This is a genomic window from Desulfuromonas thiophila (assembly GCF_900101955.1).
Lineage (GTDB): Bacteria > Desulfobacterota > Desulfuromonadia > Desulfuromonadales > Desulfuromonadaceae > Pseudodesulfuromonas > Pseudodesulfuromonas thiophila.
The window spans coordinates 377100-397605 of the sequence record NZ_FNAQ01000001.1; the positions used below are offsets into that span (position 1 = coordinate 377100).

18 protein-coding genes are annotated in these 20506 nt (G+C 60.4%); all 18 read right to left on the bottom strand.

Features of this window, described 5'->3' with window-relative positions; translation table 11 throughout:
- Window positions 1-7: 7 nt before the first annotated feature.
- Window positions 8-814, bottom strand: a complete 807-nt coding sequence (locus BLR80_RS01655) for a PP-loop family protein (protein WP_092075590.1) — start codon at window positions 812-814, stop codon at window positions 8-10.
- 101 nt (window positions 815-915) lie between these two features.
- Entirely contained in the window at window positions 916-2316 is a 1401-nt protein-coding gene (gene extKL, locus BLR80_RS01665) for a multiheme c-type cytochrome (seleno)protein ExtKL (RefSeq protein WP_248595824.1), read from the bottom strand.
- A gap of 91 nt (window positions 2317-2407) precedes the next feature.
- On the bottom strand, window positions 2408-2635 hold the full coding sequence (extJ, locus tag BLR80_RS01670) for a selenite/tellurite reduction operon protein ExtJ (protein ID WP_092075596.1): 228 nt from the start codon (window positions 2633-2635) through the stop codon (window positions 2408-2410).
- A 65-nt stretch (window positions 2636-2700) separates the two neighbouring features.
- Window positions 2701-4464, bottom strand: a complete 1764-nt coding sequence (locus tag BLR80_RS01675) for a DUF3373 family protein (RefSeq protein ID WP_092075598.1) — start codon at window positions 4462-4464, stop codon at window positions 2701-2703.
- Between the two features lie 350 nt (window positions 4465-4814).
- Window positions 4815-7130 (bottom strand): FAD-dependent oxidoreductase, encoded by a 2316-nt coding sequence (locus tag BLR80_RS01680; protein ID WP_092075600.1) that lies wholly within the window; start codon window positions 7128-7130, stop codon window positions 4815-4817.
- Between the two features lie 11 nt (window positions 7131-7141).
- On the bottom strand, window positions 7142-8785 hold the full coding sequence (locus tag BLR80_RS01685) for a glutamate synthase-related protein (protein ID WP_092075602.1): 1644 nt from the start codon (window positions 8783-8785) through the stop codon (window positions 7142-7144).
- Window positions 8773-9879: a class II glutamine amidotransferase gene (locus BLR80_RS01690; RefSeq protein ID WP_092075604.1), complete on the bottom strand. Its 1107-nt coding sequence runs from the start codon at window positions 9877-9879 to the stop codon at window positions 8773-8775. Before BLR80_RS01690 ends, BLR80_RS01685 begins: the two co-directional genes overlap by 13 nt.
- A 248-nt stretch (window positions 9880-10127) precedes the next feature.
- A complete protein-coding gene (locus tag BLR80_RS01695; protein ID WP_092075606.1) occupies window positions 10128-11192 on the bottom strand; it encodes a branched-chain amino acid aminotransferase in 1065 nt (354 codons plus the stop codon).
- 194 nt (window positions 11193-11386) lie between these two features.
- Window positions 11387-11560 (bottom strand): hypothetical protein, encoded by a 174-nt coding sequence (locus BLR80_RS12860; RefSeq protein ID WP_171906273.1) that lies wholly within the window; start codon window positions 11558-11560, stop codon window positions 11387-11389.
- Window positions 11561-11665: 105 nt separating this feature from the next.
- Entirely contained in the window at window positions 11666-12433 is a 768-nt protein-coding gene (locus BLR80_RS01700; protein WP_092075608.1) for a ComF family protein, read from the bottom strand.
- Window positions 12434-12442: 9 nt separating this feature from the next.
- The gene (gene gpmI, locus BLR80_RS01705; RefSeq protein ID WP_092075609.1) at window positions 12443-13978 is read right to left on the bottom strand and encodes a 2,3-bisphosphoglycerate-independent phosphoglycerate mutase; all 1536 of its coding nucleotides are present in this window, start codon (window positions 13976-13978) and stop codon (window positions 12443-12445) included.
- Window positions 13979-13983: 5 nt separating this feature from the next.
- Window positions 13984-15339: a tetratricopeptide repeat protein gene (locus BLR80_RS01710; protein WP_092075611.1), complete on the bottom strand. Its 1356-nt coding sequence runs from the start codon at window positions 15337-15339 to the stop codon at window positions 13984-13986.
- 112 nt (window positions 15340-15451) lie between these two features.
- Window positions 15452-15928, bottom strand: a complete 477-nt coding sequence (locus BLR80_RS01715; protein WP_092075613.1) for a 23S rRNA (pseudouridine(1915)-N(3))-methyltransferase RlmH — start codon at window positions 15926-15928, stop codon at window positions 15452-15454.
- Entirely contained in the window at window positions 15925-16281 is a 357-nt protein-coding gene (rsfS, locus tag BLR80_RS01720) for a ribosome silencing factor (protein ID WP_092075615.1), read from the bottom strand. The genes BLR80_RS01715 and rsfS overlap by 4 nt, the downstream gene beginning before the upstream one ends.
- Entirely contained in the window at window positions 16278-16943 is a 666-nt protein-coding gene (gene nadD, locus BLR80_RS01725; RefSeq protein ID WP_092075617.1) for a nicotinate (nicotinamide) nucleotide adenylyltransferase, read from the bottom strand. The genes rsfS and nadD overlap by 4 nt, the downstream gene beginning before the upstream one ends.
- 5 nt (window positions 16944-16948) lie before the next feature.
- The gene (locus BLR80_RS01730; RefSeq protein WP_342743340.1) at window positions 16949-18244 is read right to left on the bottom strand and encodes a glutamate-5-semialdehyde dehydrogenase; all 1296 of its coding nucleotides are present in this window, start codon (window positions 18242-18244) and stop codon (window positions 16949-16951) included.
- Window positions 18245-18290: 46 nt separating this feature from the next.
- On the bottom strand, window positions 18291-19454 hold the full coding sequence (gene proB, locus BLR80_RS01735) for a glutamate 5-kinase (RefSeq protein ID WP_092075621.1): 1164 nt from the start codon (window positions 19452-19454) through the stop codon (window positions 18291-18293).
- Window positions 19421-20470 carry a GTPase ObgE gene (obgE, locus tag BLR80_RS01740; protein ID WP_092075623.1) on the bottom strand — a complete coding sequence of 350 codons (1050 nt, stop codon included), beginning with the start codon at window positions 20468-20470 and terminating at the stop codon, window positions 19421-19423. Before obgE ends, proB begins: the two co-directional genes overlap by 34 nt.
- Window positions 20471-20506: the final 36 nt, after the last annotated feature.

The window sequence follows — 20506 nt, forward strand, 5'->3', positions numbered from 1 at the left end:
TGCTGTGTCACTGAGCGCCTGTGGCTGTCTCGATATCCCCTGTCTGTGATGGTGCTGGCCATAGCTTGCGATCGAGCAGGTGGCGCGGCTGGACATTGGCCAAGGCATTGAGCAGGCTGTTGCGTACCTGCGGGATGTCCTGCTCCAGCTGGTCGAGCAGGGTTTTCATGGCCTGGCGTTTCTGATCGATCAGCGCTTCTTGGGGGCAGTTACAGCTTTGGGTTACGAGGCCGCTGCTGCTGATCCAGCGCTGAATCAGTGCTTCAGGGACATAGATCAGCGGCCGGATTACGCGATGGCGGCCGTTGTCGGCTAGCAGGCTGGCGCTCATGGCACTGAGGCTGCCGCTGTAGAACTGGTTGAGCAGCAGGGTTTCGAGGGCATCGTCCCGATGATGGCCCAGGGCCAGGACATTGCAGCCCAGCGTGTCGGCGGCACCGTATAGGGCGCCGCGGCGCAGGCGGGCACAGAAGGCGCAACAGGCACTGCCTGGGCGTAGATGTTCACGGATGACGTTTGCATGCTCTGTCGCGATAATGTGCAACGGCAGGTTGTAACGTTGTTCGACACTTTGCCGCAACGCCGCGTGATCGAATCCGCCGAAGCCCGGATCAACAATGGCCGGCTGCAGCTGGTAGCAAATGGGCGCCTTTTTCTGCAACTGCACCAGCACCTCAAGCAGGGTCCAGGAATCCTTGCCCCCGGAGAGGGCGACCAGAACGCGGTCATCGGGGCGCAGCAGCGCGAAATCGCCGATGGCCTTGCCGGCCAGCCGTTGGATGGCGGACAGTGCTTGCGCTGTTTTGTTATGCATGGCTGTTTGATCCTGTGTTGTGGCAGAGGGAGAGATTGCTTTCATAGAAAAAGCCCGGTCCTGCGACCGGGCTTTTTGTGGTTCCTGCTTCAGGCTGCCGCTTATTGCGGGTTGCCTGATGGATAGGTGGTGGGCTTGGATTTCTTGTCGAGACTGATGATCTCCTGCCACTCCCGCCACAGAACCGCACCGGACATGGTACCGAAGGGCTTGTACCACAGCTGTACCGTTACGTCCATTTCACGTTCGGCAGCAACCTGAGCAGTTTTACCGTCGTCGGTTTCAATTTCTTCAACCGGGAAGAAGATGTCAAAGCGTTCTTCGACCTTCTTGCCCGGATGCAGACCGGTGTCTTCCAGAATAGAGCTCTTCTCATAGGGGCCACGGCCCATGTTGTTCCCGCGGGCCATCAGGCGCGGGGTCGGCATGTAAATAACTTCTTCCTCAAACAGTTCATCATCTTCTTCAGTGGTCGCTTTTACCGACAGAACCAGTCGGTTGGGGGTCGGTCAGCCATCGGGGATGCCGTGGCCGGAACGGTTCACCATTTCGACATTTACCACAGCCTTGGGACGCAGGGTACTGCCGTCAAGCCATTGAGAGGCATAGGCATGGACCTTGAAATCCAGCGCCATATCGATCATGGTCGGATCGCTGTAGCTGAGAATCTTGTGGCCCAGGCCACTCTTGTGCATATGGCATTCTTGGCAGGACTCCTGGCCGCCATCGGCACGGTAGGCCCACATATAGCTGCCATAGGCGGTGGCACACTGGGTCGGATTCTCAAGCTCCAGATTCGGACCCATGCCATGGCATTGTCCGCAGAAGATCGACTCGTCCATGATGAGGCTGCGCTTCATTTTTGTGAATTTTTCATCGTCATGAGCGCCGTCATTGAGACCGTAGACGACATTATGCTGTGGATAGCCATCGGTCCATTTGTGGGTGATCGCCATGCGGTTGTGGCACACCAGGCAGTTGATGTTCAGGCTGGTCAGGGTTTTTTCGTGCTTATCACGCGTCGCAAGCGCTTTTTTATTTTCTGGGTCCTTGACGGCTGCGACCGCTGCGTCATACCACTCCAGCAGAGTTTCTGCCAATTCCACGGCAACCTTGTCCTCGGCATCGGCCAACTGTGGCAGGTGGCACTTCATGCAGCCCATCCAGTGCTCAACCTTGATATCCTTGGTTTTCTCGACCCCTGAGTATTCCCAGGACATGAAGCCGTTTTTCATGGCGGTAATCATGGTGGCGGCAGCACGACCCGTACCATAAATGGAGCGGGCGTGAGGCGAGGCTGCCCAGTCGTTATGTGCGTCTTCGTGGCAGTCGATACAGCCAGTTGAATCATACATGTCAATCAGCTGCTGCAGGGATTTGGCCTTGCCCTTTTTGCCAACGATGGTGCCGTCGCGTCCGACGCCGGCCCCCAAGGCAAAGGCCAGCGACGCCGTCAGGCATAGCGCCGTGGTGGTAATCCCGATCCATGTCAGTTTTTTCATCGTGCCTCCCTATCAGTTTGCGTGAAAAGAAGCCCCTGCCGTGGTGACAGGGGCTTCTCATCTGGAGCGCCCTTGAGGGCGTTGGCCCGGATCAGCAGCCGGTCAGCGCATCCATGCCAGCCTTGGGAGCCTTGCCTTTTTTCACCTTCAGGGTCACGCTATCGCCTTCGCTGATTTTTTTTGCATCTTTTTTGTCAACCTGAACCGTTACCAGGTCGCCGTCAACAGCGGTTACCTTGCCGTCAGCTGCCAGAGCTGCAGTGCTCAGGCCGCCAAGGAATGCTGCCGCTGCCATCAGGACGATCAGTTTTTTTGCCATGTTCTTTCTCCTTTGTTAGGGTGGTGGGGATAATCCGCCTTGTTAGGCCAGAACGAACTTTTGTTCTAGAACCAGGCTTCCATCGTCAGGTAGACCTGATCCATTTTGTCGATCGGGGCGAAGAACTGGGCGTTGAGCGGGTCGCTGAGTTTGTCGATGTCCACCGGGGCACCCAGCCAGTTGCCACTGCCGGTATACTCAAACTCGTAATGCTGATAACCCAGGCGCATGAATGCCATGGCCTTGTCGCTCAACAGATTGCCAACAGGTAGATCCCAGATCAGGTAGACCTCGCCGACGTGACCGCGGGTGGCCAGTTTGGCCTGGGTCATGTCATCGTGAGCCGGGGTCATCGAAATCCAGTTTTTGGTACCGTAGTTGTACTCAAGACCGAATTTCAAGCCCAGATCGTCCAGATCATAGCGGACGCCGCCATAAATGCAATAGCCGTCCTTGCTGCCTGGGTTTTCCCACCAGGAGCCTAACAAAGTGGACCCCATCTCGTCAACACCATCCGGATCGGTACGGCTCCAGCCGCCGGCAAGGAAATAATTGAGGTCGGTGTACTTGTCCATGTAGACAAAGGAGGTGTGGTAGATGTCGCCCAGGTTTGCGGTGTTCAGAGTGCCGTCGCCGGTACCCAGAGCCATCTCCAGCGGGTTGGTGAAGGTGACGCCATCGGGCACGTTGACAATGTTGGCCGCCATGAAGGACTGGATGTTCATGAAGCGGGCGCCCTTATTGATGATGTCCCAGCTCAGGCCGCCAAAATCCATATCGTCGAGTTCGTTGGCCTGGGCGGTAGGACCGGCTTCAAAACCGCGACCGTAGCAGAAGCGGATCTTGCTGTAGCCCATGAAGTCAATCGGGTTCTGGAACAGGGCCCCGAGGGTGGCACCGTCAAAAGCGTAATCCATGAAATTGACCGGCGTGGCCATGCGCTCGGGGGTGTTCATGCGCAGCTGGGCCGGCGGGCCATCGGTGGTCGGGCGGCGGCCGACGGAAAACCACATGGGCAGACCGGCGACATTGGTCCAGTTGATGTAAGCGCGGTCGACACGCAGGACGCTGTCAGCCGGCTGGCGGGTGGTGGCGCCGTCCATTTCATAGAACTGATTCATCATGTAGGGACCGACATCCGTCGGATTGGACTGCATGCCCCAGGCCTTGTACATGGCCAGGCGTCCTTTGAACTCCAGATTGTCCGAGATGTCGGCAGTGATGCCCAGTCGGAAACGGTTGGTGTAGAGAATGTCGTTTTCGTAGGTATCCTTGGGCGTCATGCTGTAGCCGTTGACGACACCGGCGGCGTTGACCGCGGCCAGGGCTGAGGGGAAGGCGGCGCCGAACTCGGCGGTGCCAGGCATCAGACCCATCTGCATCAGTCCCATCTGTGCCAGGGATGCCGGCAGGTTTTCGATCATTCCTTTACGTTCGGCCGCGCTGTAGCCATTCATCATGCCAAGAATTGACTGGACGTCATAGCCGGTGACGGTCTGCATGTCGCGCACGGCGCCCGCAATGGCTCCGGCGCCCCAGTAGGCCTTGGTGTCGGTATCGCTGTAATCCATGCGAAAGCGATAATCGCCGGAAAAGCGGATACGGCTTTGCTCATCCCATTTGGCGGCACTGCTTTCAAGTTGCTCCACCGAATCGCTGTTGTAGTCGGTGTTTTCACGAACCTCTTCGAGTTGTTCCTGCAGGGCGGCCAACTGCTGGGTCAGCTGGTCGATCTGACGTGCCAGATCGTCCGTACTGGGCGCCGCAAAGGGCGTGGCCGGTGCCAGCAGCAGGGCTGCGAGGAACAGGGCCAGGGTCTTTTTCACCATGGTTTTGCCTCCTTGTGGTGAGATAACGGGTGGGAATGGGGATTCCCCGAACGAATCTCCGATCGGCAGGCGTTTCCGACGACCGGAGGGTTTAAGGTGATGGGGGACGTGGCGCCAATCACATAAACGCAACGTTTTTATATTCGCATAACACAATGTGTGCCAGTACGCTAACTGATTGAAATTGAGTCAGTCGAAGGCCTCAACCCAGCTGAGTGTCTGGTGTGGTGGCCGGTGGTCTGGTGAAATGGCGGCTGTGATTGCGTAATATCGCGATGCCGGCTGGTGAAAAGCACAGCCCACGTGTGATCAAACACGTGGGCTGTGGTCTGAGACGGAAGGATGCGGGACTAAACGGCTTGTTCCATGGTCCAGATACCGCAGGGGCAGATGCCGGCACAGATGCCGCACCCGATGCACAGGTTGTCATCACTGCGGTATTCAAAGCTGCCGTCAGCTTTTTCGATGCGTTCGATGGCGCCTTCCGGGCAAGCTTCGAGGCAAAGTGAACAGTCGCGGCAGGTGCCGCAGGAAATGCAGCGGGTGCTTTCCGCCAGCGGATCTTGTCCCTGCCGCAGTCGGCTGCGGTTGGCAGGCCGGAACAGCTCCTTGCTTAATTGTCGCTGGGGAATCATCTGAGGTTTGGGGCGGGCGACTACCTCCAGGCCGTTAAGCCAGCTATCACAGGCTTCAGCCGCTTCGTGTCCCTGGCCGATGGCGTCAGTCAGCAGGCCGGGGCGGGTGGTGTCGCCGATGGCAAAGACATTTTCACAGCCTTCTACCTGATAGCAGGCATTGACGTTCATCATGCCGCGCGGCGTCAGCCAGCCTGGTGGGACAAAGGACAGATCAGGCCGTTCGCCGATCGCGATAATGACACTGTCGGCTTCAAGCAGTTCGCCGTCCTTGGTGTGAAGCCCTTTTTCACTGATGCGCTCGGTATAAACAGGCCAGCGAATCTGCGCGCCCAGGGCAGTCACATGATCAATCTCTTTCTGGTAAGCCGCCGGTTTTTGTACGTCGATGGCGGTCACCTGGCGGGCGCCACAGGCATAGGCTCCCAGCACCACGTCCATGCCGGCGTTGCCGGCGCCGATCACCACCACCTTTTCACCCAGCGTCGCTCTGACGCCGCTGTTGAGCTGTTTAAGGAAGTCCAGCCCTTTGATCAGTCGCTCGTGGCCGGGGAAGGGGATCACCACCGGATTATGAGCGCCCGAGGCAATGACGACGGCGTCGTGCTGCTGACGCAGCGTCTCAAAGGTGCTGCGGTCAATGCGCTGGTTCAGCCGCGCTTCAATGCCGGTGGCCAGCAGCCGGTCGATTTCGGTCTGCAGAATCTCGGCCGGCAGACGTTCACGCGGGATGGCCTGCCACAGCTTGCCGCCCAGTTGGCTGTCGGCTTCGTAAACCGTCACGGCGTGGCCTTTCAGGCGGAGCTGCCAGGCGGCAGACAGGCCGCCGGGGCCACCGCCGATAATGGCGACGGATTTGCTGGTAGTTGCAGCACAGGCTGGCGCCGGCGTGTCAAGCGAGAGCTTGCCGAGCGCTTTCATCGATACCGGGGCATCCAGGAAGCGGCGGCTGCAGGCATCCATGCACAGGTTGGGGCAGACCATGCCGCAGACGCTGGCAGGGAAAGGGGAATATTGCAGCACCAGTTGCAGCGCCTCGGCCTGTTTGCCTTCGCGCAGCAGGCGCAGGCGGTCCTGGGTCGGGATGAAGGACGGACAGGCCGATTGGCAGGGCGCGGCATAGCGTTTTTCCAGCCAGTGGGGGATTTTCAGTCGATCGCTGCCGCTGTTGACCAGTTGTGCCACATGACGGTAATCGTCCTGCACGATATCACCGAAGATGCCGCCCTCGACCCATTTGCCGAGGCGGAAGTCGCGCAGGCTGATGCGCCCGCGCGCCTGCCGTTCGGCATAGGTCTTGGCGACGATCTTCTTCCAGCTGGTCATGTCGCTCAGGCGCGCCAGCAATTCGGCGCGATCGACACGGGCAAGAAAATCCGCCAGGCCGCGCAGCACAAACTCCTGATCGCCGGCATCCAGGTCTAGCAGCCAGACATCGTCGGACAGGCCGGCCACCGGGCCGCGGACGTAGACGGTGCCGCCGACCATGCCCATGCAGGCGCGATCGCCCAGGACCGACTCGGCCTGTTCGTAATTGACGCCGCAGACCACGGCAATCCCGCCACCCATGAATTCGAAGGAGAAGGAGCCGGTTTTTTTCAGCACCCACAGCTCCGGCGGTTCGAAGGCCGGGTCGTGTTTCATCAGTGAGCCGCTGCGCGTCCCGACCTGGCCGGCGACGAAGATCTTGCCGCTGGCGGCACAATGGCCAGTGGTATCGCCGCTGTCGCCTTTGATGGTCAGGGTGGCGCCGGCGTTGAGCCAACCGGCATCGGCTGGTGCGGAGCCTTCGACGACGATGTCTGTGCCGTCAAGGCCGAAGGAGCCGACGCGCTGACCGGGGTTCTTGACATGAAAACGCAGGGGCTGGCCATCGGCTGTCCACAGGGGACCGCCGATGTCGTGATGGCCGGAGGCAAGAACCTCAAAATCGGTTTCACCCCGTTCCAGTGCGGCATAGATCTGTTGCAGCAGGTTTTGCGTCGAGATGCGCCGGTTCTGTTCGTCGAAGCCTTTGATGAATGCAGCCATGAAGAATCTCCTTAGCAGACGTACTGGATGTGCAGGCGATCGGCGACGGGTTTATGCACCGCCACCAGCGCATCGGCGCGGCCGACCGGCAGTGACGAATTGCCGATGGGCGCCATGAGCTTCTTGAATTCCTGATCCATGGCCAGAAAGTAGTTGACGATGTTTTCCGCTACCCGTTCCGGGTCGAGACGATGCACCAGCGCCGGATTCTGGGTGGTGATGCCGGCTGGGCACAGACCGGTATTGCAGGCATTGCAGCGGCCCTGATCGTTGCCGACGCAGCCGGCCATCTGCAAAATCAGTTTGCCGGTAAAGACCCCGTTGGCTCCAAGGCAGATCATCTTGAAGGCGTCCGCTGCCAGATCGCCGGTCTTACCCAGGCCCCCGCCGCACCACAGCGGAATCTGACCCTGGCGGCCCTGCTGCACGGCGGCCAGATAGCAGTCGCGCAGCTTGCTGACCACCGGATGACCGGTGTGGTCGAGGGAAACCTCGTGGGCAGCGGCGGTGCCGCCATCAATACCGTCGAGAAAAAATCCGCCGACAATGTTGTAGGGATCGCGCACCAGGTTGTTGAACACCGACACGCTGGTGGCCGAGGCCGCCACCTTGATGGCAACGGGCACGCGGAACTTGAAGGCGGCGTTGAACGACAGAAACATCTTCTGGACGCTCTCTTCGATGGAGTAGAGTCCCTGATGGTTGGGTGGGCTGAGCAGATCGGTCTTGGGTACGCCACGGATGGCCATGATATGGTCAGCCACCTTTTGCGCCTGCAGCAGGCCACCATCGCCGGGCTTGGCGCCCTGGCCGATCTTGATCAGTACGCCGGCGGGGTCTTCCTGCATATGTGGCATGGCCTTGACAATGCGGTTCCAGCCGAAATGCCCCGAGGCGATCTGCAGAATCAGATATTTGAGGAAGCGGCTCTTGAGCAGGCGCACCGGCACGCCGCCTTCGCCTGAGCTCATGCGCACCGGCAGGCCGCATTCCTCGTTCAGGTAGGCCACCGCCATGGCAATGCCTTCCCACATGCGCCAGGACAGGGCGCCGATGGACATGTCGCCGATGATCACCGGATAGATCCAGTTGACTGGTGGAGCCTGACCGGTACTGAATAGCTGGCCCTGTTCGTTCAGCTGTAATGGCAGCTCGCCGGCCGGCAGAATGCGGCCAAAGGGGGCCAGCATGTCGAAACTGTGGCGCTGGGCATCAAGGCTGGGGTCGGTCATCTGGGAGATGCGACCGACCCGCAGTTGGTCAAGGGTGCGCAGGCTGCCGGTCAGGTTTTTGCGGCCACCGCGCTTGATGGCGTCGCCGGCCGTGCAGCGCGTGACAATGGGGTGCCGCGTGTCCGGGTTGCGGACGGGGCGGATGGCGTCGTTGGGGCAGACCTTTTCGCAGATGCCACAGCCACGGCAATAGTTCTGCAGCGAGTTGACCTGCTTGATGACGGGCACGGCGGAAAAACCGGTGCGGGGATCAGGCTGATCCCCTGTGGAAAATACCGTGCGGCGCCGTTCCACCTTGGCTTCAATGGCGCGGAAGGAGCAGGCGGCGACACAACTGCCGCACAGGGTACAGCGGCTGGCGTCGTAGACAATCTTCCAGGGCAGGTCGTTGGGGGTGGTGTCGTGAATTTTTACTGTTTCCATTGGACGACCTCCAGTTGGTCCGTGATCATGACGATTTCGCGTTCATGGGGATACAGATCGGTACTCCAGTCGCGTTCGGGCAGAATCTCGTTGAGGCCGCAGACCTCCGAACTGATGGCGACGGTGTCGTCGGTACGGCCCACCACCACCGGCCGCAGCTTTTTGGCATCGCAGCAGGTGAACAGGGTGTTGTCCGGCAGCACGCCGATAATGGTGTTCGGACCGTTGATCTCCAGGTTGGCGAGTGACTGGCGGATGGTCAGCAACTGCTGGGCGTCGGGCCGTTTCTGCAGGTCGTCGAAGGGCAGTGGCGTGATCACATGTTTGAAGTAGGGCAGGGGCCAGCCCAGCTGGCGGTGGACATAGTGCAGGCTGTAGAGAAAGCACTGCGAATCCGATTCAAAGCCGATGTAGCCACGGTGCAGCTTGGCCTGGATCTCCTTGTTTTTCTGATAGAAGGTATTTTCCCCATTGGCCAGTGCGGTATAGCCCTGCAGGAAAAAAGGGTGGGCCGCATAGCGCACGATGTCGTAGTTGGTGTTCTGGCGGCACTGGGCGGTGATGACCTTGGCGGTGAACTTGCCATCCTCCTGCCACAGATTGAAAAAGGTGCCGATATCGCGGGGATCGCCGATTTCCTTGAGGGTGGCGACATCGGGCCAGAAGGAATAGACAAAACCCTGCTCGTCGGGCTCCAGTGCCCGGCGCATCTTCAGACGCATGTCGAGCAACAGTTCCTCTTTTTCGCGGGTGCTGGCCTTGTTGTAGCTGCGTGGGTAGGAAAAGGTTTCGAACACATAGTTCGGCATGGCGATAATGTCGAGATCATCGCTGGGGAAGGTTTCCGGCACCCATTGCAACACCCGGCGGAAGCCGGCTTCGTGCAGGATGTCTTCGGCAATCTTCAGGCCCTCGTCGGTGCAGGCCATCGACAGGGTTGGCAGATCCTTGTAGCCGGCGAACAGACCGCCGAGATCCTGCATGACCATGGCGAAGCCGGAGTTGTCGTGACCTTTCTGCTGTGACTGCATCAGTTGCAGTGCCTTGCAGGGGTGGATGTAGTGTTTGCTTTTGATCGCGCCGATACGACACATGGCAGACCTCCTGTTTCGAGTTGTCGAACTCAAAAAGCAGATAGCGTGCCATTTATATTGGTTTGGTAAAATTATCTTTTAAAATGTTGGAATTGAAGGATTATGTTTGATGATTTGTTCGCCTGAAACTTGGGCGGGACAGTTTGGTGATTCTTGTCGTGATCATAATGTGTACACAAAAAAGGCTCCCCGTGGGGAGCCTTGCTGCTGTCTGATGCTGCGTTGCCCGGAGGGGCGGATAGGAGGGATCAGAGCAGTTCGATCCAGTTGTGGAGGTCCGGCAGGCGGCCGTACTGGATGCCGGTCAGGCGGTCGTAAAGTTCCATGGTCAGTTTGCCGGCCTGACCCTGGCCGAGGCGAACCGTACGGTCCCTGTAGGTCAGCTCGCCCACCGGCGAAACCACCGCCGCGGTGCCGGTGCCGAAGGCTTCCTGCAGCCGGCCATTTTCCGCGCCGTCAAGCACCTCATCGATACTCAGGGCGCGTTCCTCCACGGCGTAACCCATGTCCCGCACCAGGGCCAGAACCGAGCGGCGGGTGATGCCATCAAGGATCGAGCCGGTCAGCGGTGAGGTGACGACCTTGCCATCGTAGACAAAGCAGATGTTCATGCTGCCGACCTCTTCGATGTACTTGCGTTGCACGCCGTCGAGCCAGAGAACCTGATCGTAGCCTTTCTGGGCCGCCAGGGCCGAGGCATACAGGCTGGAGGCATAATTGCCGCCGGTCTTGGCCTCGCCGGTGCCGCCGGGGGCGACACGAACGTAGTCGTCCGATACCCAGATGCGGACCGGATTGACGCCACCTTTATAATAGGCCGCCACCGGCGACAGGATAATGTAGAACAGGTACTGATCCGCCGGTTTTACCCCCAGTACCGGTTCGGTGGCAATCATGGTCGGGCGGATGTACAGGCTGGTGCCATGGCTGTGGGGGACCCACTCCTTTTCCAGTTCCAGCAACTGGCGCAGGGCGGTCATGCAGAAATCGATATCGAGCTGCGGCATGCACATACGTTCGGCACTGCGGTTGAAACGGGCGAAGTTGTCGCGCGGCCGGAACAGGGCAATGCTGCCATCGCTGCGGCGGAAGGCCTTGAGACCCTCAAAGATTTCCTGGGCGTAGTGCAGTACCAGTGCGGCCGGGTCGAGGCTGAACGGTCCGTAGGGCTCAATGCGCGGAGTATGCCAGCCCTGGCCACGATCAAAGCGCAGGGTGAACATGCGGTTGGTGAAACTTTTGCCAAACACCAGCTTGCTTTCATCCTGCTGGGGCTGACGCGGCTGGGACAGGGGCAGAACCTCGATATGCATGTGTATGACTCCTTCAAAAAGCTGCGCAGCGTTTGTGGCCGGGAAGCCAGGGCGTACCCCGGCGCGCTGACGGCCAACGCTAACGGCTAACGGATGCTGCAGGGAGGGCTGCAGACAGAAAAAATCTATCTAGCACAGCCGTCTGGGGCAGGCAAGGGGATAGTCGTCGGCTCGGGCGGGGGGAGGTTTGGCGGTCAGACGGTCGGTTCGTCGTCCCTGCTTGACGCCGCTGGTGGCACTGGGCCGTAGAGCAACTGGCGGCTGTTGCGGTGTTGTTCCTCCTGACGTAACAGGCGGGCTGTTCGTTCGCGGAAGGCCTGGCGGACGGCCTGTTCAAGCTGGAATTGGTCGCGTGTCGGATTCTGCATGGCAGGGTCTCCTGAGATGGGCGCTTCGTGCCCTGTTGGCGGACAAGGCGGACGATGGTCGTAGCCTATCACCTGAGATTGGGCAATCAAGCAAAAAATACCATATCAGTAAGAGATTGGCTGTTCGTCGGCCAGACTGGCGCGCGCCAGGGTGACCACGGCAACCCGATGCCCTGCAGCGGCCAGGCAGGCAGAGCAGTGGCGGACGGTGGCGGTGGTGGTCGCCACATCGTCGACCAAGAGGATGTGCTGGGGGGGAAGGGTGCTGGTAAGCTGAAAAGCGTTTCGAAGGTTGCCAAGACGTTGTCGGCGGTCAAGGCCGGACTGGGGCGCCGTGGCACGGTTGCGTTGCAGCGCTTGGCGTTCCAGGGGCAGTCGCAGGATTTTGGCCAGTTCGACGGCTAACAGCAGCGCGGGATTAAAACCGCGCTGGCGCAGGCGCTGGGGATGCAGGGGGACGGCAATCACGGCGGTGGGAGCAAAGGCGGCAATGTCGCTGGCGGTGGTGTGCAGCAGCAAACGGGCCAACGGCCGGGCCAGGCCGATCTGGTGGTGAAATTTGAACGCAATAACGGCCTGTCGCAATTGTTCCCGGTAAAGGCCTGCACTGCGCAGCCACAGAAAATCCGGCGGGTCAATCAGACAGTGACTGCAGCGGTGAGGGGTTTGGCTGGCGCTGGCCAGCGGTTCAGCGCAACAGACACAGGCACTACGGGGTTGCAGCAACAGCTGTTGCTGGCAATCCGGGCAGAAGTCACGCAGCGGCTCGGGCAGCGGCCGGCGGCATAGCGGGCAACAGGCGGGCAACAGCAGATTGATGAGCCAGCGGCCTTCGCGCCGTAACCGTGCAGCCAGCCGGCGTGCCCTGGCCACGGTGGCGGCCTAGGCGGGTTGCAGCAGGCTGTGGCCGGTCATCTCAGCCGGTTGAGGCAGGTGCAGCAGCTGCAGCAGGGTCGGAGCCAGATCCGCCAGCCTGCCGTCGGCCAAGCGGTATCCATCACTGTCGCCAGCCACATACAGCAGGGCCACCGGATTGGTGGTGTGGGCGGTGTGCGGCTGACCCTGATCATCGATCATCTGCTCGCAGTTGCCGTGATCGGCCGTGATGAGCAGGGCGCCCCCTTGCTGCAGGGTGACCGCAACCACGTCGGCCAGACAGCGATCCACCGTTTCCATGGCTTTTATGGCTGCCGGCAGACTGCCGGTATGGCCGACCATGTCCGGGTTGGCAAAGTTGAGAATGATCAGGTCAAAACAGTTTTCGGCGATCTTGTCGCAGACCGTGTCACGCACCTGCGCGGCACTCATCTGTGGTTTCTGATCGTAGGTGGTCACGTCCTGGGGGGAAGGGATCAGGATGCGTTCTTCACCACGGAAGGGTTCTTCGCGGCCACCGTTAAAGAAAAAGGTTACATGGGCGTACTTTTCCGTTTCAGCGATATGCAGCTGTCGCAGGCCCGCTGAGGCGACAACCTCGGCCAGCAGGTTGTGCAAGTTTTCCGGTGGAAAGGCGACAGGCAGGTGCAGGGTTTCGTCGTACTCGGTGAAACAGACATAGCGGCACAGCTGCGGCCGGTAACGCTGAGCAAAGCCGGTGAAATGCGGATCACAGAATGTCCGGCTGATTTCACGGACACGGTCAGAGCGGAAGTTGAAGACGATGACCGCGTCGCCGTCGGTGATGCGGCCATCGGCAGTGCCAATCAGGCAGGGGGTGACGAATTCATCGGTCTCGCCGGCGGCATAGGCTGTCGCCAGGGCTGTGGCGCTGGCGGGTTGGCAGGGCGCCTCAGCCTCCACCAGCATTCGCCAGGCACGTTCAACGCGATCCCAGCGCTGGTCACGATCCATGGCATAAAAGCGGCCACAGAGGCTGGCGATGCGGCCGGGGCCACCCGCCAGATGGTGCTCCAGTGCCTGCAGATAGCGGCCGGCACTCTGGGGTGGTGTGTCGCGGCCATCAAGAATGGCGTGGATCTGGATGTTGCTGATGCCCTGCTGGCGGGCAAGGTCTATCAGGGCATACAGGTGGCTGTCGTGGGAATGAACCCCGCCGTCCGACAGCAGGCCGAGCAGATGGAGTTTGCCACCACTGTGGCGCAGAGCTGCCATGGCCTGCAGCAGGACCGGATTGCAGAAGAAGTCGCCATCAGCAATGCTTTTGCTGATACGGGTCAAATCCTGATAGACCACCCGGCCGGCGCCGATGTTCATATGTCCGACCTCGGAATTGCCCATTTGCCCTTCAGGCAGACCCACGGCCAGGCCGGAAGCCTGCAGCAGGCTGTGCGGATAGCGCGTGAACAGCTGGTCGAGACAGGGGGTATGCGCCTGCAGCACGGCATTGCCTTCGCGCTGCGGACGCTGGCCCCAGCCATCAAGGATGCACAGAACAATCGGACGGGCGGCAAAAGTCATTGGCATCAGGCTCCGTGGGGGGCAGCGGCTGGCGGCACCACTTCACGGTCGCGGATCAGCTTGCGGAAGGCGATGCTGTAGCTGCCCCAGGTACCGCACTGCGGGCAACGACTCATCCATTCGCGAGATGCACGACCGCAACTGTCGCAGACATAGCCGAGGTTGAGCTGGTTGTCGACACCGAGAGCCTTCTGGTATTCCTCAATGGCTTCGTCGGTGCGGTCGCGGCGGCGATGGGCTTCGGCCAGCAGAATATGGATCTGCGGAAAGTCCGGTGCCGAGTTTTCCACCAGGTAGATCTGCTCCAGCGCTTCATCGACCATTTCCAGTCGCAGGCAAAGTTTGCCGTAGAAGAAACGCAGGACCAGATCGGTGCTGCGGGCCGTCAAGGCCTGGCTGTAAAAGGCCAGCAGGGACTGGGGATCTTCCTGCTGGATGTAGAGATTTTCCAGCCGTGACAGAAACACGCTGCGGCCCAGCCGGCGGTAACCGTCCTGCCAGACGTCGGCGGCGTCCTTGACATTGCCCCTGCTCTGAAAGGCATCGCCCAGGGTGACGCGGGCGGCAACAAAATCGGCATTTTCCTTGATCAGCTGTTTCAGCGCGGCCACCGCCGGATCGAACTGGCCGGCTTCGAGATCCATCCGGGCGATTTCATAACGGATTGACAGCTGGGTCTGCTTTTCCTCCTGGATGCGATTGCCGCTGAGGCCGGCCTTGAGCAGCTGCTTCTGTAATTCCAGCGCCTGCTGCCAGCGGTTGTGTTTCATGTGCAGATTGCGCAGGCTGCGGATGGCCTTGCGGTTGTCCTTCTCCTGCTCCAGGATGTCCTCGTATTCCTTGCAGGCGGCGTCATCCTGGCCCTGCTTTTCATAGGTAGCTGCCAGTTTGAACAGAACCTCCAGGCTGCGGGCGTCGATGCTTTTGGCCTTGCGCAGCAGGACCACGGCGCCATCGAGATCGCCCTCCTGGCTGACTACGCTGGCCATGGCGATGTAACTCTCGGTTTTGCCTGGATCTTTGTCGATGGCCTTCTGCAGCAGGCTGTGTGCTTTTTTGATATCGCCTGACAGCAAGCGGCCGACGCCTTCGCGATAGATCTCGTCGACTTCCTTGCTGCGCTTGTCATTGCGGCCGCGCAGCCAGCCACGTAGCAGGCAGCTGAGGGCGCCGTACAGATGCAGACCGTAGCCGATGAACAGACCCACCAGGATGCAGCCGATGACGATCACCGTGACCGGGTAGGTGACCGACTGTTCCGGCAGGAAGAAGATGGTCATCTCCTGTGGATTGATCCCCGAGAAAAAGACGAAAAACGCCAGAAAAACAATGACAATCAGCAAAAAGGACATCAGGGTCATGCGATCCTCCTGTGGGCAAGGCACCCATGCGACGGGAATAAATGGCAGGTTTCCGGCAACTGTATAAGACTCGACCGATCCTTGTAAATAGCATAAAACGTCGTTTTGGTCATTACCGGTTATGGTAGGGCTCGTTGCGGATGATGGTCATGGCGCGGTAGAGCTGTTCCAGCAGCAGCAGGCGCGCCATCTGGTGGGTCCAAGTCAGCCGCGACAGGCTCAGTACCTGATCGGCACGCTGGCGCACGGCGTCCGACAGGCCGTAGGCGCCGCCAATCAGGAAGTGCAGGGCACTGCAGCCGTGCAGCATGCGCTGTTGCAGCAGTTGCGCCAGCTCTTCCGAACACAGCTGTTGGCCCTGTTCGTCAAGGGCGATGGCACAGGCACTGGCGGGCAGCTGTGCCAGCAGACGCTGACCTTCGGCGGCACGGATGAGACGACTGTCCTCGCCCCGCGGCCGGCTTTTTTCTTCCTTGACCTCAAGCGTCCGTAACTGGCCATAACGCTCCAGCCGGCGGCTGTACTCGGCGACGCCATCGCGGATAAAAGGCAGCGACAGCTTGCCGACGCACAGCAGATGAAAGGTCACGCCTGCGGCGGGGCCGGCTCGATGCGTTTGGCTTCGGCCCAGAGCCCTTCCAGATCGTAGAAACTGCGCACCGTCTGCTGAAAGACATGCACCATCAAGTCACCGTAATCGAGCAGCACCCAGCGTCCTTCCTCCATGCCCTCGATGGCCAGCGGGCTGATCTGGTGGTGCTGTTTGAGGTCGAGACGGATGGACTCGGCGATGGCCTGGACATGGCGGTCGGAGGTGCCGGTGGCCAGAATCAGGTAGTCGGTCAGGGAGGACAGGGGGGTCAGATGCAGAATGCAGACATCCTGCGCCTTTTTCTCCAGGGCGTAATGGGCGCACCAGTGGGCTTGTTGCAGAGCGTTCAATGTGATTCCTTCACAAAGTCAGCACCATAGAGCTGGTGTTGACGGATATAGGCCAGTACCACAGCGGGCACCAGCTGTTCCACCGGCTGGTGCTGCCGCAGGGCGGTGCGGACCTGAGTGGATGAAATGGGACAATCGGTTTCTTTAAGAAAAATCAGCAGGTTGCCATCCTTGTGGCGGAAGCCGGGCAACGCCGGATCGTAGCAGAAGTCCGGTTGCAGTGCAACGGGCAGTTCTGTTTGTCCAGTGATGGCGCTGTAGCCGGGCCGTTGTGCCACCACCAGATGGCACAGCTGCGGCAGGCGCCGGAACTCTTTCCAGCTGTCGAGTTCGAGCAGGGAATCCATGCCGATGAGAAAATAAAAGCGATCGGTCGGATAGTGCTGGCGCAGCTGATTCAGGGTGTCGACCGAGTAACTGCGGCCAGGTCGCTGTCCTTCGATATCACAGGTAAAAAAAGCCCGCTGGCCGCGCGTCGCCCGCTCCGTCATCGCCAGCCGCTGCGGGAAGCTGGCAAGAGGTCCGGCGGGCTTGTGCGGCGGCCAGGCCGCCGGGATGAACAGCACCCGGTCCAGACCACACTGGTGATAAAAATGGCTGGCGATGGCCAGATGGCCATTGTGCAGCGGATCGAAGGTGCCGCCGAAAATGCCGGTTTTCATGGCTCTCAGGCGCGTACCTGACCATCGCCGAAAACGATGAACTTGCGTGTGGTCAGGTCTTCCAGCCCCATGGGGCCGAAGGCGTGAAGCTTGGTGGTGGAGATGCCGATTTCGGCACCGAGGCCGAGCTGGTTGCCGTCGGAAAAACGCGATGAAGCGTTGACCATGATGACACTGGAGTTAACGGCGCGGACAAAGTGCTGGGCGTTGGCGTAGTCGTTGGTGACGATGACCTCGGTGTGCAGCGAGCCATGCCGTCGGATGTGGTTGATGGCCTCGTTGATGTTTTCCACCACCCTCAGTGACAGGACCAGATCCAGGTATTCGGTGTCCCAGTCGGCATCACTGGCCGGTTCAATGCGGTCGGACAGGCTCTGACAGACCGGACAGCCGCGCAGCAGTACGCCATGCTGGTGCATTTCGCGGACGATGCGTGGCACAAAGGTTTCGGCAATGTCCTGGTGGATCAACAGGGTTTCCATGGCGTTGCAGACGCCGGGGCGCTGGACCTTGGCGTTGAGGCAGATGCGGCTGGCCATGTCGAAATCGGCGGCGGCGTCGACAAATGTGTGGCAGATGCCCTTGTAATGCTTGATGACCGGAATGCGGGAATGCTCGCTGACGAAACGGATCAGCCCTTCACCACCGCGCGGAATAATCAGATCAATCTGGTCCTCGCACTGCAGCAGGGCGGTGATGGCCTCACGATCGGTGGTTTCCACCACCTGCAGGGCGGCGGCAGGCAGGCCCATGTCGGTCAGCTGGCGGGATAGCAGTTGGCCAATCGCGCGGTTGGAATGGATAGCTTCCGAACCACCGCGCAGGATGACGGCGTTGCCGCTTTTAAGGCATAACCCGGCGGCATCAGCGGTGACGTTGGGCCGCGATTCGAAGATGATGCCGATAACCCCCAGGGGGATCCGCATGCGGCCGACCTGAATGCCATTGGGGCGCCGCCACATGCCGGTGATCTCGCCCACCGGATCAGGCAGGGCGGCCACTTCGCGCAGACCGGCGGCCATGGCGGCAATGCGCTCCTCGCTTAGCAGCAAGCGATCGATCATGGCGGCCGACAGCCCGGCAGCGCGGGCGTTGACCAGATCCTTTTCGTTCTCCCGCTGCAGGGTTTCGCGCTCCTGCAGCAGGGCGTCAGCCATGCGTTCAAGCAGCAGATTCTTGTCGGTGGTGGACAGGCCGGCCAGCTGGACGGCTGCTTCCTTGGCCCGGCAGGCCAGTTGGTGCATCTCGACGGTCAGGGGGGTGGACATGGCGCGAAGCTCCCTTTGGCATGCCGGCGCCAGCCGGCGGATGGATAGAAACGGTCGTCGATGGAGACCGGGGTGGATTTTAATCGAGGGGTCGGTCGTCGTCGGCCGTCGACAGAACCAGATTGTCACGGTGAATCACCTCGTCGGCGTATTTGTAGCCGAGAATGTCGATGATCTCCGAGGTTTTTTTGCCCATGATGTGCAGCAGTTCGGCCAGGGTGTAGTTGGTCACGCCCCGGGCGAAAAAGTTGCCGCTGTCGTCGTACAGGCTGACCGAGTCTCCGCGCTCGAAAGTCCCTTCGACACCGCGAATGCCCGAGGGCAGCAGGCTTTTACCTTCCATGACCAGGGCGCGGTGGGCGCCGGCATCGACAAACAGCTTGCCGCGCGGTTTTTTGGTGAAGGCGATCCAGTGTTTTTTCGCTGTCATGCGGGCGCTGGCCGGAATGAAATAGGTGCCGATATCCTCGCCATCGAAAAAGCGCAGCAGATTGTCCGGGTCAAGACCATTGATGATGGCGGCGGCGACGCCCTGCAGTGTGGCCCGCTTGGCCGCTTTGAGCTTGCTGGCCATGCCGCCGGTGCCGAGCTGGCCGCTGGCATTGCCGGCCATGGTTTCGATGTCGGCACTGATCCGTTCAACCTCGGGAATCAATCGGGCTTCGGCATGTTGCCGGGGGTCTCTGTCGTACAGACCGTCGACATCGGACAGGATCACCAGCAGATTGGCTTCCACCAGACTGGCGACCATGGAAGAGAGGTTGTCGTTGTCGCCAAAGCGGATTTCATCCACCACCACGGTATCGTTCTCGTTGATGATGGGGACGATGCCGTATTCCAGCAGGGTCATGAGGGTGTTGCGGGCGTTGAGATAACGGCGGCGGTTAGCCAGGTCGTCACGTGTCAGCAGAATCTGGGCGACATTGCCGCCACGGCTGCGGAAGGCGCTGCGGTAGAAACGCATCAGCCGGCTCTGGCCGATGGCGGCGGCGGCCTGTTTCAGGGCGATGGTCTGGGGCCGGCCGCAGATGCCGAGATCCTTCTTGCCGGCTGCCACGGCGCCGGAGGAGACAACGATCACATCGTAGCCGCGCTGCCGCAGTTGCCACAGATTGGCGGAGAGTTTCTCGATCTGAGCGAGATTCAGGCCGCTGTCGCCCGAGAGCACGGCGCTGCCGATCTTGATGACGACACGCCGGACCGTAGCAATCAGGGCTGCGCGGGGTGTGGTGTTGTGGGGCATGGGGCAAGCTCCCGGCTGTGTTCAAGGCGGTCGGCAATGGCACGGATCAGCGGGTCGAGGCCTTCCCGCGTCAGGGCGCAGATGCAGAAAACCGGGTAGCCCAGCGCCTCCAACTGGAGACGTGCGGCCTGGACCCGTTGCCGCACCTCGGTGATGTCGTTCTTGGTCAGTACCACCAGCTGGGGTTTTTCGAGCAGGGCCGGATCGTGGCGTCCCAGTTCGGTGTTGATCAGGTGGAAATCGTCGAGCAGCCGATCGGGGTCATCCGCCAGACTCAGGTCAAGCAGATGCAGGAACAAATCGGTGCGCTCGATGTGGCGCAGAAAACGGGTTCCCAGCCCCTGACCCTCGCTGGCACCGGCGATGAGACCCGGAATGTCGGCGACAACAAAGCATTTGTGGCCATCGTAGGACACCACACCAAGATTGGGTACCAAGGTGGTGAATGGATAATCAGCCACCTTGGGCCGGGCTGCCGAAATGGCGCGAATCAGCGTCGATTTGCCGGCATTGGGCAGACCCACCAGGCCGACATCGGCCAGCAGTTTCAATTCCAGCCGCAGCCGCAGTTCTTCACCGGGCAGGCCGGGCTGGGTGTGACGCGGTGCCCGGTTGGTGCTGCTGGCAAAACGGGCATTGCCGCGCCCGCCCTGGCCGCCGCAGGCGAGACGTACCGGCTGGTCAGGGTCGGTCAGATCAGCGAGCAACTCGTCCGTGACGGCGTTGTACACCAACGTACCCACCGGCACCCGCAGACAAAGGGATTCACCATTGGCACCATGCATGTTCTTGCCCTTGCCCGGCTGGCCGTTGCCGGCCTGGTACTGGCTCTGATAACGGTAGTCGAGCAGGGTGCTCAACTGACTGTCGGCGCAGATCAGCACATTGCCGCCATCGCCGCCATCACCGCCATCGGGGCCACCGCGGGGAATGAATTTTTCCCGTCGAAACGACAGACAGCCGCGCCCGCCGTTGCCGGAGCGGATCAGAATCTTGACTTCATCGACAAAGCGCATGGGATGGTTTTTCGCGAAAAAGAGGAAATGGAACCG